This is a genomic window from Streptomyces tremellae (genome assembly GCF_039540215.1).
Classification (GTDB): domain Bacteria; phylum Actinomycetota; class Actinomycetes; order Streptomycetales; family Streptomycetaceae; genus Streptomyces; species Streptomyces tremellae.
In genome coordinates this window covers 1-12,231 of sequence record NZ_BAABEP010000011.1, presented here as the reverse complement: position 1 = coordinate 12,231, position 12,231 = coordinate 1, and the positions used below count along the sequence as shown (strand labels likewise).

The 12,231-nt window shown below is 73.8% G+C and carries 11 protein-coding genes, 1 pseudogene and 2 CRISPR repeat arrays; of the genes and pseudogenes, 3 read left to right on the top strand and 9 right to left on the bottom strand.

The genetic code is table 11. The features are described from left to right. Position 1: 1 nt before the first annotated feature. The 3 genes from ABEA77_RS10875 to ABEA77_RS10865 all read right to left on the bottom strand — a co-directional run bounded on the left by ABEA77_RS10875 (position 2) and on the right by ABEA77_RS10865 (position 3,040). A complete protein-coding gene (locus tag ABEA77_RS10875) occupies positions 2 to 703 on the bottom strand; it encodes an MmpS family transport accessory protein (protein ID WP_345644628.1) in 702 nt (233 codons plus the stop codon). 192 nt (positions 704 to 895) lie between these two features. Then, positions 896 to 1,168: direct repeats of the CRISPR family, unit length 29 nt; unit sequence GGGACCACCCCCGCGTGCGCGGGGACTAC. A gap of 160 nt (positions 1,169 to 1,328) precedes the next feature. After that, positions 1,329 to 1,586: a non-oxidative hydroxyarylic acid decarboxylases subunit D gene (locus ABEA77_RS10870; RefSeq protein ID WP_345644626.1), complete on the bottom strand. Its 258-nt coding sequence runs from the start codon at positions 1,584 to 1,586 to the stop codon at positions 1,329 to 1,331. Continuing rightward, positions 1,583 to 3,040, bottom strand: coding sequence for a non-oxidative hydroxyarylic acid decarboxylases subunit C (locus ABEA77_RS10865; RefSeq protein ID WP_345644624.1), 1,458 nt, complete (start codon positions 3,038 to 3,040; stop codon positions 1,583 to 1,585). The genes ABEA77_RS10870 and ABEA77_RS10865 overlap by 4 nt, the downstream gene beginning before the upstream one ends. Positions 3,041 to 3,245: 205 nt before the next feature. On the opposite strand from ABEA77_RS10865, the gene ABEA77_RS10860 reads away from it, so the two are divergent. Beyond that, a complete protein-coding gene (locus tag ABEA77_RS10860) occupies positions 3,246 to 4,076 on the top strand; it encodes a helix-turn-helix domain-containing protein (protein WP_345644622.1) in 831 nt (276 codons plus the stop codon). Between the two features lie 21 nt (positions 4,077 to 4,097). Here the strand turns inward: ABEA77_RS10860 and ABEA77_RS10855 are convergent, their stop codons facing one another. The 3 genes from ABEA77_RS10855 to ABEA77_RS10845 form a co-directional block, all read right to left on the bottom strand. After that, positions 4,098 to 4,823, bottom strand: a complete 726-nt coding sequence (locus ABEA77_RS10855) for a class I SAM-dependent methyltransferase (RefSeq protein WP_345644620.1) — start codon at positions 4,821 to 4,823, stop codon at positions 4,098 to 4,100. Positions 4,824 to 4,891: 68 nt separating this feature from the next. Then, positions 4,892 to 6,379 carry a class I adenylate-forming enzyme family protein gene (locus tag ABEA77_RS10850; protein WP_345644617.1) on the bottom strand — a complete coding sequence of 496 codons (1,488 nt, stop codon included), beginning with the start codon at positions 6,377 to 6,379 and terminating at the stop codon, positions 4,892 to 4,894. Positions 6,380 to 6,600: 221 nt separating this feature from the next. Then, positions 6,601 to 6,997: a CRISPR direct-repeat array (repeat unit 30 nt; unit sequence CGGGACCACCCCCGCACGCGCGGGGAGCAC). A 151-nt stretch (positions 6,998 to 7,148) separates the two neighbouring features. After that, the gene (locus ABEA77_RS10845) at positions 7,149 to 7,511 is read right to left on the bottom strand and encodes a VOC family protein (protein WP_345644614.1); all 363 of its coding nucleotides are present in this window, start codon (positions 7,509 to 7,511) and stop codon (positions 7,149 to 7,151) included. A 172-nt stretch (positions 7,512 to 7,683) separates the two neighbouring features. Here ABEA77_RS10845 and ABEA77_RS10840 point away from each other — a divergent pair, with 172 nt between their 5' ends. Then, entirely contained in the window at positions 7,684 to 8,175 is a 492-nt protein-coding gene (locus ABEA77_RS10840; RefSeq protein WP_345644612.1) for a CGNR zinc finger domain-containing protein, read from the top strand. A gap of 146 nt (positions 8,176 to 8,321) precedes the next feature. Here ABEA77_RS10840 and ABEA77_RS10835 read toward each other — a convergent pair whose 3' ends face one another. Continuing rightward, on the bottom strand, positions 8,322 to 9,665 hold the full coding sequence (locus tag ABEA77_RS10835) for a UDP-glucose dehydrogenase family protein (protein ID WP_345644610.1): 1,344 nt from the start codon (positions 9,663 to 9,665) through the stop codon (positions 8,322 to 8,324). Between the two features lie 191 nt (positions 9,666 to 9,856). On the opposite strand from ABEA77_RS10835, the gene ABEA77_RS10830 reads away from it, so the two are divergent. Next, on the top strand, positions 9,857 to 11,035 hold the full coding sequence (locus tag ABEA77_RS10830) for an acyl-CoA dehydrogenase (protein WP_345644608.1): 1,179 nt from the start codon (positions 9,857 to 9,859) through the stop codon (positions 11,033 to 11,035). A gap of 40 nt (positions 11,036 to 11,075) precedes the next feature. Here the strand turns inward: ABEA77_RS10830 and ABEA77_RS10825 are convergent, their stop codons facing one another. Next, a complete protein-coding gene (locus ABEA77_RS10825) occupies positions 11,076 to 11,753 on the bottom strand; it encodes an MBL fold metallo-hydrolase (RefSeq protein ID WP_345644605.1) in 678 nt (225 codons plus the stop codon). Between the two features lie 54 nt (positions 11,754 to 11,807). Continuing rightward, positions 11,808 to 12,231, bottom strand: a pseudogene (locus tag ABEA77_RS10820) (hypothetical protein); the annotation flags it as partial.

The following is a 12,231-nucleotide window of genomic DNA, read 5'->3' as shown; positions in this document are numbered from 1 at the left end:
CCTACTCCCAGCCCCCGAAGATGCCCTCGGAGAGCTGGGCCGAGCAGATGTTGTACCCGCCGGAGGCGTGTCCGGTCTTCGTCTTCCCGTCGACGGTGACCGAGCAGTGGATGTCACCGCCGCCGGACAACTGCGCGGTGACGTCGTAGTACATGGCGTCGTCCGAGAGCGTCAGCGTCTTGCTCAGGGGCAGGCCGTGCCCCTCGATGTTCTCGCTGTCGGACCCGTAGGTGATGTCGGCCCCCGAGGGCGCCGAACCCCACACCCTGAACAGCACCCTGCCCTTCGGAGCGCTCTCCGCCTTCTTCTTCGCGGGCGCGGGCGCGGCCGGCGCCTCCGCCTTCACGGTCCTCGTCGCCGTGGCGGTCACGGTCACGGTCGGTGCGGGCTCGGCCTTCGCAGCGGCCTTCGCCGCCGGCGCGGCTGCTGCGGTCACGGTCACGGTCGGTGCGGCGAGCGGCTTGGCGTCGGCGGCGGTCTTGGCGTTCGTGCTGCTGCCACCGCCCCCGCCGGCGGCGGCACCGATGACGATGCCCACGACGAACACCCCAGCCGTCACCGGCAGGATGACCCGCTTCCGGATCCAACCCGGCCGCCGCCCAAGGTCCTTCGGCGGTTCGACCGCGAAGGCGGCGCCCCACTGCGGCGGTTGCTGGGGCTGCGGCGGCTGCGGCGGTTGCGGCACGTTCGGTTCCTGGGTCACGACAGGCTCCTCCACTGAGCAACTGAACGACCCGGCGTGGGGGCGCCGTGCGTTGAAGGTGTCTGTGAGACCGCCGCACGGGCCGAAGGGTTGTACGCGCCCCGTTACGGGCCGCGCGCGGCCGGGGTGCGCCCGGGGCCACCCCGCACGCGGGGCCCACTACACGCCGGCACCGGTCCAAGGTTCCGCGTCGGGACCACCCCCGCGCCTGCGGGGACAACGCGTCGCCGCGGTCCGACCCGGCCGTCACGTCGGGACCACCCCCGCGTGCGCGGGGACTACCGTGAGGCGGCTCACTCGCTCTCCCCGGCGCGGGGACCACCCCCGCGTGCGCGGGGACTACACCGAGATCGACACGGCCGACGACACCGGCCCGGGACCACCCCCGCGTGCGCGGGGACTACCCGCTACGGGCCCCGTCGAAAAAGAGGAGTCGAGGACCACCCCCGCGTGCGCGGGGACTACCCTCCGCGAGCTGGGTTTCTACGCGATGCCCACGCAGGTTTCGGCCACTTCGCCGAGTCCCGGCATTGCTCACCCTCCGGGTGTCCCATGCTCCGCATCCTCCTGGAACCGTAGCCCCCGGCGGGCGAGGACGACGTGCTCGCGGCCGGGCGGTGCCCGTTCAGGCGTCGCCGCGCAGTGGGGGGACTCCGGGGTACGGAGGCGCCTGCTCGACGTCGCGCCGGGTCAGCCGGTACTTCTCCGGGAAGCGGGACCGGAGGATCCTGCTCTCCGGCTCGGTGTCGCGCCACGTGTAGTTGCACAGGTCGCACCGGTACACCTCCCACACCCCCGCCAGGGGCGAGCTCGCCAGATGCTCGACCGCCTCGTGGGCGCAGCGCGGGCACATCTCAGGAACCGTCCTCTCCGGCGCGGTCATCGCCGGCTCCCCTCGCCCGGTGCCCCGGCTGCCGCGGCGCCGCGCAGCGCCGCGAGCCGTTCGAACCACGCGTCCGCGTCGGCGAGGTCCCGCACCGGCGTCGCGTACTCCCCGCGTTGGTCGGGGAAGACCGGCGTAGTCGCGTCGATGACCAGCTTGTCGCTGATCCCCTGCGGCGAGGAGCCGGGGTCCGCGGGCGTGATGGACATCGACGGCAGCCGGATCACATCGCGTCCCGGATCGACCTTGGTCGAGATCGCCCACATCACCCGCGGCAGGTCGAACGGGTCGACGAAGTCGTCGACCACGACGACGACCTTGCAGTACCCGAGCCCGTGGCGGGTGGTGGCGGTCCGCACGCCGACGGCATGGGCGAAGCCGCCGTAGGGCGTCCCCGTCGAGACGATCGTGAGCAGGCCGTGGGTGTACATCGCGTTGACCGCGCGCACCTGGGGGAACGACTCGCGAAGCTCCTTGAGCACCGGCAGGCAGGTGCTCGGCCCCATCAGGTAGTCGATCTCGGTCCAGGGCGTGCCGAGATAGAGCACCTCGAAGATCGGCCGGGTGCGGTAGGAGATCCGGTCGACGCGCACGACCGGCACCCGGCGCCCGCCGGAGTACTGCCCGGTGAACTCGCCGAACGGGCCCTCGTGCACCCGCTGACGTGCCTCCACCACGCCCTCGATGACGACCTCGGCGCCCCAGGGCACGTCGAGCCCGGTGGCGGGCGCCGCGGTGATCGGAGCCGGTGCGCCGCGCAGCGCGCCCGACATCTCGAACTCCGAGTCACCGCCCGCGATCGGCATGCCCGCCACGATGGGGATGGAGGGCTCGTTGCCGAGCGCGATCGCGATCGGCAGGTCCTCGCCTCGCGACTCCGCGGCGGCGATGTGCCGCCCCAGGTCGTGGACGGCCACCGGGATGACGGTCAGCCGCCGCTTGCCGATCACCTGCAGCCGGTACGTGCCGACGTTCTGCTGTCCGAAGTCGTCCGGGCGGTCCGGGTCCCGGCTCACGACGGCCGCCTTGTCGAGATAGAAGCCGCCGTCGGCGTCGTTGAGCCGGAACAGCGGCAGGATCCCGAAGATGTCGACATCCTCGCCCTCGACGCCGTTCTCCAAAAACGGCGCGTCCGCCCGGCGCTCGACGGGGACCGGGAACGTGTCCCACCGCCTGCCGAACTCCTCGACCTGCTCGCGCACGGGGGTGCCGGGCGGCAGCCCGAGCGCGAGGGCGTGGTTCGCCCACGACCCGTGCACGTTCATCACGACCCGGGCGCCCGGGAAGCCCCGCAGGTTGTCGAACCAGAGCGCGGGGGCGCGTTCGCCGAAGCGGCCCAGCGCGTTGCCCGCGGCGCCCAGGTCGGGTTCGAGCGCCACCTCGTCATGGACTCGCAGCAACTGCCCGCTCTCTTCGAGCGTTTCGACGAAGTGCCGCAGATCGTCGTACGGCATGGCGCGACCTCCTGGATGTACGGGAAGCGGAGCGCGAGCAGCGCGCGGCGCTCCTCGGCCACGGTCGCACGTGCCTTCCGCCCCCGGGAGAGGCCGGTGCCGTCCTGGGACACGGCTGTCCCAGGCAGGGCCGCCAGGCCAGGCCCGCCCTGGCCCGCGTCCGCGGGCCCGGTGGCCGCCGTCCTGGCGCTGTTAGGCTCCGCCCATGGGCGGCGATGCTCACAGCAATGAGCTGGGCGACTTCCTCAGGGCCCGCCGCGGCGAACTGCGCCCCGCGGACCTCGGGCTCGCGGAGACCGGGCACCGCCGGCGGGTCGCCGGCCTGCGCCGTGAGGAGGTCGCCTCGCTGGCCTCCATCAGCCCGGACTTCTACACCCGCCTCGAACAGGGCCGCCGCCAGCCCTCCGAGCAGGTGCTCGACACGCTCGCACGGGTGCTCGGGCTCAGCGAGGAGGAACGGGACTACGCCTTCGAGCTGGCCGGCCTCGGCCCCGCCAGGCGACCGCGTCCGCCGCAGCGGGTCCTGCCGCACCTGCGGCGCATCCTCGACGGCCTGACGACCGTCCCCGCGGTGGTCATCGGCCTGCGCACCGACATCCTGGCGTGGAACCCGCCGGCGGCCGCGCTGTTCACCGACTTCGCCCGACTGCCGCGGGCCGAGCGGAACTTCCTCAGGCTGGTCTTCCTCGACCCGGGCGTGCGGTCGCTCTACCCCGAGTGGGAGCGGGTCGCGGCAGCCGGTGTCGCACAGCTGCGGCGCGAGGCCGCGCAACACCCGGACGATCCCGAACTGGCCGCCCTGGTCGACGACCTCTCCTCCGGTGACCCCGACTTCCGCCGCTGGTGGGCGGCGCACCACGTGGCCGTCCGCGGCGCGGGCACCCACACGATCCGGCACCCGCGCGTCGGCGAGCTGACCCTCGACTGGGCGGCCCTGGTCAGCACCGCCGTCCCCAGCCAGCAGCTTTTCAGCTGGACCGCGGAGCCGGGCTCGGACTCCGAGGCCAGACTGCGGGCGCTCGCCGCCCGCGCGTAGCCGTTCCTCGGCCCGCCGGAGTCACGGCCGCCGGGCCAGGAAGACGTACTCGCGACCCGGACGGTCCGGGGCGTCGCGGACCTCCTGGAGGGTGAAGTCGTGGGTGGCGAGGTCCGCCTCGACCTCCTCGCGTTCGCGGAAGCGCAGCGTCGAGTCGGAGGTCAGGGTCCGACCGTCCGACGCGAACTCGTACGTCCAGCGGAAGCTCACCAACGGGCCCGCGACCTCCGTGAGTTCGACCCAGCCGCGGACCCGGCCGAGGCCCGGGACGTCCACCTCCCGGAGGGACGCCTCGCGGTTCCACTCCTCCCAGGCGCGGCGCGCCGGGACGCGCGTCTCGAACACCAGGTGCCCGCCGGGCCGCAGCGCGGCACGGGCGCCGCTGAGCGTGCCCTCCCAGGCGTCGGGGGCGGCGATCGCCTGCGCCACGTTCGCCGTCATCGTGGCGAGGTCCACGGCGAGGGGCGGCAGCGCTGTCGCGTCCCCGCAGAGCCAACGCACGCGTACCGCGCCCGGCTTGGCGCGGGCCACGTCGAGCGAGGCCCGGCTCGGGTCCACGCCGACGACGTCGATGCCGCGTTCCGCCAGCAGGAGCGCGAACACGCCCGTGCCGCAGCCGATGTCCAGCACGCGCCGGGCCCCCGACTGCCGGGCGAGGTCGAGATACGGGACGAGATCACCGCGGTCGGGGTCGAACGGGTCGTAGAGCGCCGCCAGTCGGGGATGTGTGAAGATTTCGTCAGCCATGCCGCAGAAGCTAGAGCATCGGTGGGGTCGGCCGCGCGCCGGACTGACGGGGCCGGCCCCCGCCCGCCTCACGCGAACTGGTTGCCCTCGGCGCGGAGTTTCCTGCGCAGGACCTTCCCGTTGCCGTTGCGAGGCAGCGCGTCCAGCCAGACGACGTCGGCGGGGACCTTGTACCAGGACAGCCGGTCACGGGCGAGGCCGACCAACTCGGCCGCGAGGGCGTCGGTGTCGGGGCCTTCGCCGTCCCCGTTCGCGGGGGACGCCACCACGTACGCGCGCAGGCTGGTGTCACCCGCCGTGCGGCGCACCGCGCTCACGGCCGCTTCGAGCACCCGCGGGTGGGATTCGAGGAGGCGCTCCACCTCGCCGGGTACGACGTTCTGCCCGCCGATGACCTCGACGTCGTCGAGCCGGCCGTGCGCGTGCACGACCCCGTCCTCGTCGAGCGACGCGAGGTCGCCGGTGGGCCACCACACGTCGGCCTCCTGGCGCGGGCCGAGGCTGCCCCGGGCGACGCCGCGCGTGGCGAGGGGGACGCGGATGTGCAACTCGCCCCGGGCGCCGAGGGGGAGGGGGTTTCCTTCGCCGTCGACGATGCGTACCTGCCGGTCGGCGAACGGCTGCCCGACCGCAGACGGCACGTCGTACACGGCGGGCGGGCCCACGGCGATGCCGCCGATCTCGGTCGCGCCGTACGCGTTGACCAGCCGCTTGCCCAGCAGCGGCACCAGCTTCTCCCGCAGCCGCGCCGAGAGCACCTCGCCCGCGCACACCACCTGTTGGAGCTGCCCCAACACCTCGGCGTGGCCGGGTTCGAGCAGCAGCCGCGCGAGGAAGCTCGGCTGCGCGAACAGGTTGGTCACCCCGTGGCGTCCGATGAGTGCGAGCGCGGCGGCGGGGGTGGCGCGGGGCCGGGACAACACGGCGACCTGGCCGGTTTCCAGGGTGGTGAAGAGCGAGGCGCCGAGGCCGCCGAGGAAGTACATCCGCGACACGGAGAGCCCCACCGCGCCCGCGCGGATGGCCTGTTGCGGGCCACGGGGCCGGCCGAGGTCGCGGTGGAGGTAGAAGCAGAGCTTGGGGGCGCCGGTGGTACCGGAGGTGAAGAGGGCGAGCGCCGGGTCCTCGCCGCCGCCGGTGAACTCGGTGTCGGGCTCGCCGGCGACGAGCGCGCGCGCCCCGGTGGCCGGTACGGGTGCCGCGCCGTCGAGCCACCCAGCGGTCTCGGGGTCGGCCACGATCAGGGCGGGTTCGGCGGTGCCGATGTCGCGCGTCAGGTCCTCGCGGCTCATCTGGACGTTGACCGGCACCGCGACGAGGCCGGCCTGCCATGCGCCGAGCAGGCACCAGACCATCTCGATGCTGTCGGGCAGCGCGAGCAGGACCCGGTCGCCGGGCCGTAACCCGGCCCCTCGGTACCCCCGGGCGACCCGGGCCGCCCCCTCGAACACCCCCCGGAACGTCCAGGCGTCGTCCTCCACGAGGAAGGCCGTACGGTCGCCCCACCCCAGCCCGTCGACCTGCTCACCCAGCCGCCACGTCAGATTCCCGCCCACGTCCACAACCCCTCCGAAATCGCGCAACTCCCCTACCAGGAGCCTCCCTTGGACGATAGCCCCCCACCGCCACCCCAGGCAGAGGGCGTTACTCGGCGCACGCACCTGGCGCCGGGCGCGCGGGGGTGTCCGCACGGTGGGGGCGCCCCGCTGCGGGGAGTGCGCCGGCCCCGCGTGCGCGGGGAGTACGGTCCTCGTGTCATCGAACTGGCACGCCGCGTCGGGACCACCCCCGCACGCGCGGGGAGCACCGCTCGCGGGGCCCTACGACCTGTACGGGGTGGGGACCACCCCCGCACGCGCGGGGAGCACCCGGACCCCCGGCAGGGACCACGGTGGGCGGCGGGACCACCCCCGCACGCGCGGGGAGCACTCTACGTGCTCCCCGCGGGCGTGGAGCACGGCGGGACCACCCCCGCACGCGCGGGGAGCACGACCCGGACGACGATGACACCCCGTGCGTGACGGGACCACCCCCGCACGCGCGGGGAGCACTGCTTCGGCGGCGGCAAGCTGGAAGCGTTCGTCGGGACCACCCCCGCACGCGCGGGGAGCACCGATGGCGATGGTCAACTGGAAAAGAGCCGCCGGGACCACCCCCGCACGCGCGGGGAGTACTCTTCGTGACCTGGGGTGTTAGACGACGCCGGCCTGGCTCTCGACCACTTTGCCAACTCTCGGCATTCTTCCCCTTTCGGGTATCCGGGCTTCGTGTCGCACTCAGACCTTAGCCCCGGGGGCTCCTGGGAGAGACGAGGCGACGCCGGCGTCAGTCGACGCAGAGGCAGAACGGGTGGCCGGCCGGGTCGCGGTAGACGCGGAAGTCGCGGCCCGGGGCGTCGGTGTCGAGGGGGGTCGCGCCGAGGGCTAGTACCTCGCGTTCGCCGGTGTCCAGGTCGGGGACGGTGAAGTCCAGGTGGAGCTGCTGGGACTTGTCCTCGGAGGGCCACTCGGGTGGTACGAGCCCCGGCGCGGCCTGGAACGAGAGGCGGGTGCCCACCGCGCCCTCCAGGTCGACCCAGCCGTCGCCGCCGTCCTTCACCTCGCCCCCGATGATCCGGGCGTAGAAGCCCGCGAGGGCCACGGGATCGGGCGCGTCGAGGACGATGGCACGCTGTGTGGCGATGGGCATGGCGGGTACCTCCGGTGGGTGGGCTGTCGGAAGGGGCGTCGGGGCGGTCGTCGCGCGGGCGCTATGCCGGGGGGCGTCCGCCGGGGTGTGCGCGTCTCGTGGCGCCCGTTGCCCCTTGTGCAGGTGTTACCGGTAATCCCCATTGAACAGGTAACGCGGTACCGTCGCAACCATGAACGACCGACCCTCCGCGCCCGAGGGGCTGCTGCTGATCCAGGACCTGGTGAACACCCGGGACATCGAGGACGGCACCGACACCCTCGACTCGGCGCCGGGGCGCCGGGCCTTCGGGCTCCCGGCCGCCGATGTGCCCGCGGCGAAGGAGCTGCGGGAGGCGCTGCGTGCGGCGTGCCTTGCGCACGCGGGGCACGGCTCCGCGCACGCGCTCGACGTACTGCTCGCGGACGTGGCCCTGCGCGTGAACGTGGGCGCGGACGGCGCGGCCTCGGTCACGGCGCGCGGCGCCGACCTGCGGTCGCGTGTCGCGGAGTCGGTCGCACGGGCCTCGCTCGACGGGACGTGGCTGCGGCTCAAGGCGTGCGAGGCCGAGACCTGCCAGTGGGCGTACTACGACCGGAGCCCGGCCGGGCGGCGCCGCTGGTGCTCGATGTCGGTCTGCGGCGCCCGCAACAAGATGCGGAACTATCGGGCCCGTCACGCCTGAGGGCTCGGGGCGGCCCGTCATATTTCGGGCCCGTCACGCCTCAGGCGTATCAGGGCCCACGCCCCCGCCCCGCGAGCCGCCCGCCACGGGCAGACGCCCCCGCCCCGCGAGCCGCCCGCCACGGGCAGACGCCCCCGCGCGAGGGGCTACGCGTTCGGCCGCCCCATCGCCCGGTACGTCCAGCCCGCCGCGCGCCAGCGCCCCGCGTCCAGGACGTTGCGGCCGTCGAGGACGACGCGAACGGCGGCGAGCTTGCCCAGCTCCTCCGGGTCGAGCTCGCGGAACTCCTGCCACTCGGTGAGGTGCAGGACGACGTCTGCGCCGCGCACCGCGTCGTGCGCGCTGTCCGCGTAGCCGAGGGTGGGGAAGACGCGGCGCGCGTTGTCCATGCCCTTCGGGTCGTACACGGTGACCTGACCGCCCTGGAGGTGGATCTGCCCTGCGACGTTGAGCGCGGGGGAGTCGCGCACGTCGTCGCTGTCCGGCTTGAACGCGGCGCCGAGCACCGCGACCCGCTTGCCGAGGAACGAGTCGCCGCCGACGGCCTCGCGCGCCATGTCGACCATGTGGCCGCGGCGGCGCATGTTGACCGAGTCGACCTCGCGCAGGAAGGTCAGCGCCTGGTCGGCGCCGAGCTCGCCCGCGCGGGCCATGAACGCGCGGATGTCCTTCGGCAGGCAGCCGCCGCCGAAGCCGATGCCCGCGCGCAGGAACTTCCTGCCGATGCGGTCGTCGTAGCCGATCGCCTCCGCGAGCGTAGCGACGTCGCCGCCCGCCGCCTCGCACACCTCGGCCATCGCGTTGATGAAGGAGATCTTCGTGGCGAGGAAGGAGTTCGCGGACGCCTTCACCAGCTCCGCCGTCGCGTAGTCCGCGACCACGAACGGCGTACCCTCCGCGACCGGCTTCGCGTACACCTCGCGCAGCAGCTTCTCGGCGCGCTCGCTGCGCACGCCCACCACGATGCGGTCGGGGTGCAGGGTGTCCTCGACGGCGAAGCCCTCCCGCAGGAACTCGGGGTTCCAGGCCAGCTCGACCTGGTCGCCCGCGGGCGCGAGCCGGGCGAGCCGCGCCGCGAGCCGCTCCGCGCTGCCCACCGGCACGGTCGACTTGCCGACGACGAGCGCGGGACCCGTCAGGTGCGCGGCGAGCGCGTCGACCGCGCTGTCCACGTACGACATGTCGCAGGCGTACTCCCCCTGCTTCTGCGGGGTGTTCACGCACACGAAGTGCACGTCGCCGAAGGCGGCGACCTCGGCCCAGTCCATCGTGAAGCGCAGCCGCCCCGAGGAGCCCTCGATGCCCGCGACATGCCTGCGGAGCAGGTCTTCGAGCCCCGGCTCGTACAGCGGGACGCGCCCGGCGCGCAGCGCGTCGATCTTCGACTCGACGACGTCGAGCGCGAGCACCTCGAACCCCAGCTCGGCCATGGCCGCGGCGTGCGTGGCGCCGAGGTAGCCGGTGCCGATCACGGTGATCTTGAGGGCCATGCGCTGCTCCATATGCATACGACGGTCGGGACGCCGCCTGAGCATAGCCGCGGCCCTCCCTGTGCCCCGGCTCACCTATGCCATCGGGCGGCAGGCGCTCTAGTATCGGGTTACTTAACGGTAGTTAGCATCGCCCGGACCGCCGTCCGGGCCGTCGTCACAGCGAGCAGCTTCCCTGGGAGTGAGAGACCGTGGCCGGATCGACTGGGTCGTCGTTTGACCTGTACCGCCCCGCCGAGGAGCACGACGCGCTCCGGGAGGCCGTGCGCGGCCTCGCGGAGGCGAAGATCGCGCCGTTCGCCGCGGCCGTCGACGAGGAGGCACGCTTCCCGCAGGAGGCGCTCGACGCCCTCGTCTCGAACGACTTCCACGCCATCCACGTGCCGGAGGAGTACGGCGGCGCCGGCGGCGACGCCCTCGCGACGGTGATCGTGATCGAGGAGGTCGCCCGGGTGTGCGCGTCCTCCTCGCTGATCCCCGCGGTCAACAAGCTGGGCTCGCTGCCCGTGATCCTCTCCGGCAGCGAGGAGCTCAAGCGGAAGTACCTGCCGCCGCTGGCGGCGGGCGACGCGATGTTCTCGTACTGCCTCTCGGAGCCCGACGCGGGCTCCGACGCAGGCGGCATGAAGACCCGCGCGGTGCGCGACGGCGACGCGTACGTCCTCAACGGCGTGAAGCGGTGGATCACCAACGCCGGCGTCTCCGACTACTACACGGTGATGGCCGTCACCGACCCCGACAAGCGGACCAAGGGGATCAGCGCGTTCGTCGTGGAGAAGTCCGACGAGGGCGTCTCCTTCGGCGCGCCGGAGAAGAAGCTCGGCATCAAGGGCTCGCCGACCCGCGAGGTCTACCTCGACGACGTCCGCGTCCCCGCCGACCGGATCATCGGCGAGGAGGGCACCGGCTTCGCCACCGCGATGAAGACCCTCGACCACACCCGCATCACCATCGCCGCCCAGGCCCTCGGCATCGCCCAGGGAGCGCTCGACTACGCGAAGGGGTACGTCAAGGAGCGCAAGCAGTTCGGCAAGCCGGTCGGCGACTTCCAGGGCGTCCAGTTCATGCTCGCCGACATGGCGATGAAGCTGGAGGCGGCCCGCCAGCTCACCTACGCGGCCGCCGCGCGCTCCGAGCGCGTGCACCGCGGCGCCGCCAAGGAGGACCTGACCTTCTTCGGCGCCGCCGCCAAGTGCTACGCCTCCGACGCCGCCATGGAGATCACCACCGACGCGGTCCAGCTCCTCGGCGGCTACGGCTACACCCGCGACTACCCGCTGGAGCGCATGATGCGCGACGCCAAGATCACCCAGATCTACGAGGGCACCAACCAGGTCCAGCGCATCGTCATGGCCCGCAACATCCCGTAGCCGCACGCCCGCGCCCGGACAGCAGGAGGAAGCGGGCGCGTCAGCCGGCCGATGCCGCCGCGGCCGCCCGACGCAGGGCGGCCGCAGCGCCGCGGGTCAGCGGATCGCCGTGCCCGAACACCACCGTGCCGACGTCGAGCCCGGCCAGCCGGCGCAGCGAGGCGACGGCACGGGCGCGGTCGGTGTTGAAGACCCCGAGTGTCGTCCTGCCCACGTTGGCGACGGCGTCGCCGGTGACGAGGATCCCGGGGCCCGGCAGGTGCAGCGCGACGGACCCGTCCGTGTGCCCGGGGACGGCGACCACCACGGCCCCGCCGCCGAAGTCCAGGACGTCACCGTCCTCGACCTCCCGGTCGACCCGGCAGGGAGGGGCCGGCGGCAGCGGCGGGATCCCCGCCCTGATCGCCACCTCGAACTCCTCAAGCACCGGGGGCGCCCCGGCCGCCTCCCCCCGGACCACCGGCGCATCCAGCCGGTGGGCGACCACCTCGGCGCCGTACCGCCCGGCCAGCCGGGCCGCCGAACCCGTGTGGTCCTCGTGCCAGTGCGTCAGCACGATCCGGCGCAGCACACCGTCGAGGACCGCCTCGATCTCCCCGCCGCGGTCCGCGGCCCCGGTGTCGACGAGCGTCAGCTCCTCGCCGTCCCGCCACAGATAGGCAGCCCCCACGGGAAAGCGCAGCATGCGCAGCCCCGGCACCACTTCGGTCACGTCCATACGACGCAGCCTGCCCCCCGCGCCCGTCCGACCGCGAGGAAGTTCGCCGTGGGCTCAGCGCGGGATCCGGTCCTCGCGCGATGGCGGGGGCGCCGTGGAGCCCGCGGGATGTGCGGTCACGCGGGCGACGGAGGGGACGGGGGCGCCGGCGGGGGCCGCGTCGGCGGTGCGTTCCGCGGTGGGGGCGGGGGTGCCGGCCGAGCTGGCGAGCAGGCGGAGCTTCGGCTCCGGCGTCCTGCGGTGCTTGGCGCCGGACAGCGGGCGTACGGCGCCGAGTTCGCGCACCAGCTGGGTGAGCTGGAGCAGCGGCAGGCTCGCCGGGGGCAGCGGGAACGGTGCGGGCCGCTCGGGGCGGCGCGCGAGCAGCGCGTACTCGGCGTCCCTCAGGTGCTGCTCCACCTCGCGGTGCGGGGCTGCGGCGAGCGCGGGGTGGTCGACCAGGTGGGCGGCGGCGGCCGCGCGGGAGCGGGCCGCGCCC

Coding starts and splice junctions, on each gene's coding strand:
- ABEA77_RS10870 (WP_345644626.1), bottom strand. CDS start 1,586: ATGACCGCGCCGGAGAGGACGGTTCCTGAGATGTGCCCGCGCTGCGCC.
- ABEA77_RS10865 (WP_345644624.1), bottom strand. CDS start 3,040: ATGCCGTACGACGATCTGCGGCACTTCGTCGAAACGCTCGAAGAGAGC.
- ABEA77_RS10860 (WP_345644622.1), top strand. CDS start 3,246: ATGGGCGGCGATGCTCACAGCAATGAGCTGGGCGACTTCCTCAGGGCC.
- ABEA77_RS10855 (WP_345644620.1), bottom strand. CDS start 4,823: ATGGCTGACGAAATCTTCACACATCCCCGACTGGCGGCGCTCTACGAC.
- ABEA77_RS10845 (WP_345644614.1), bottom strand. CDS start 7,511: ATGCCCATCGCCACACAGCGTGCCATCGTCCTCGACGCGCCCGATCCC.
- ABEA77_RS10840 (WP_345644612.1), top strand. CDS start 7,684: ATGAACGACCGACCCTCCGCGCCCGAGGGGCTGCTGCTGATCCAGGAC.
- ABEA77_RS10835 (WP_345644610.1), bottom strand. CDS start 9,665: ATGGCCCTCAAGATCACCGTGATCGGCACCGGCTACCTCGGCGCCACG.
- ABEA77_RS10825 (WP_345644605.1), bottom strand. CDS start 11,753: ATGGACGTGACCGAAGTGGTGCCGGGGCTGCGCATGCTGCGCTTTCCC.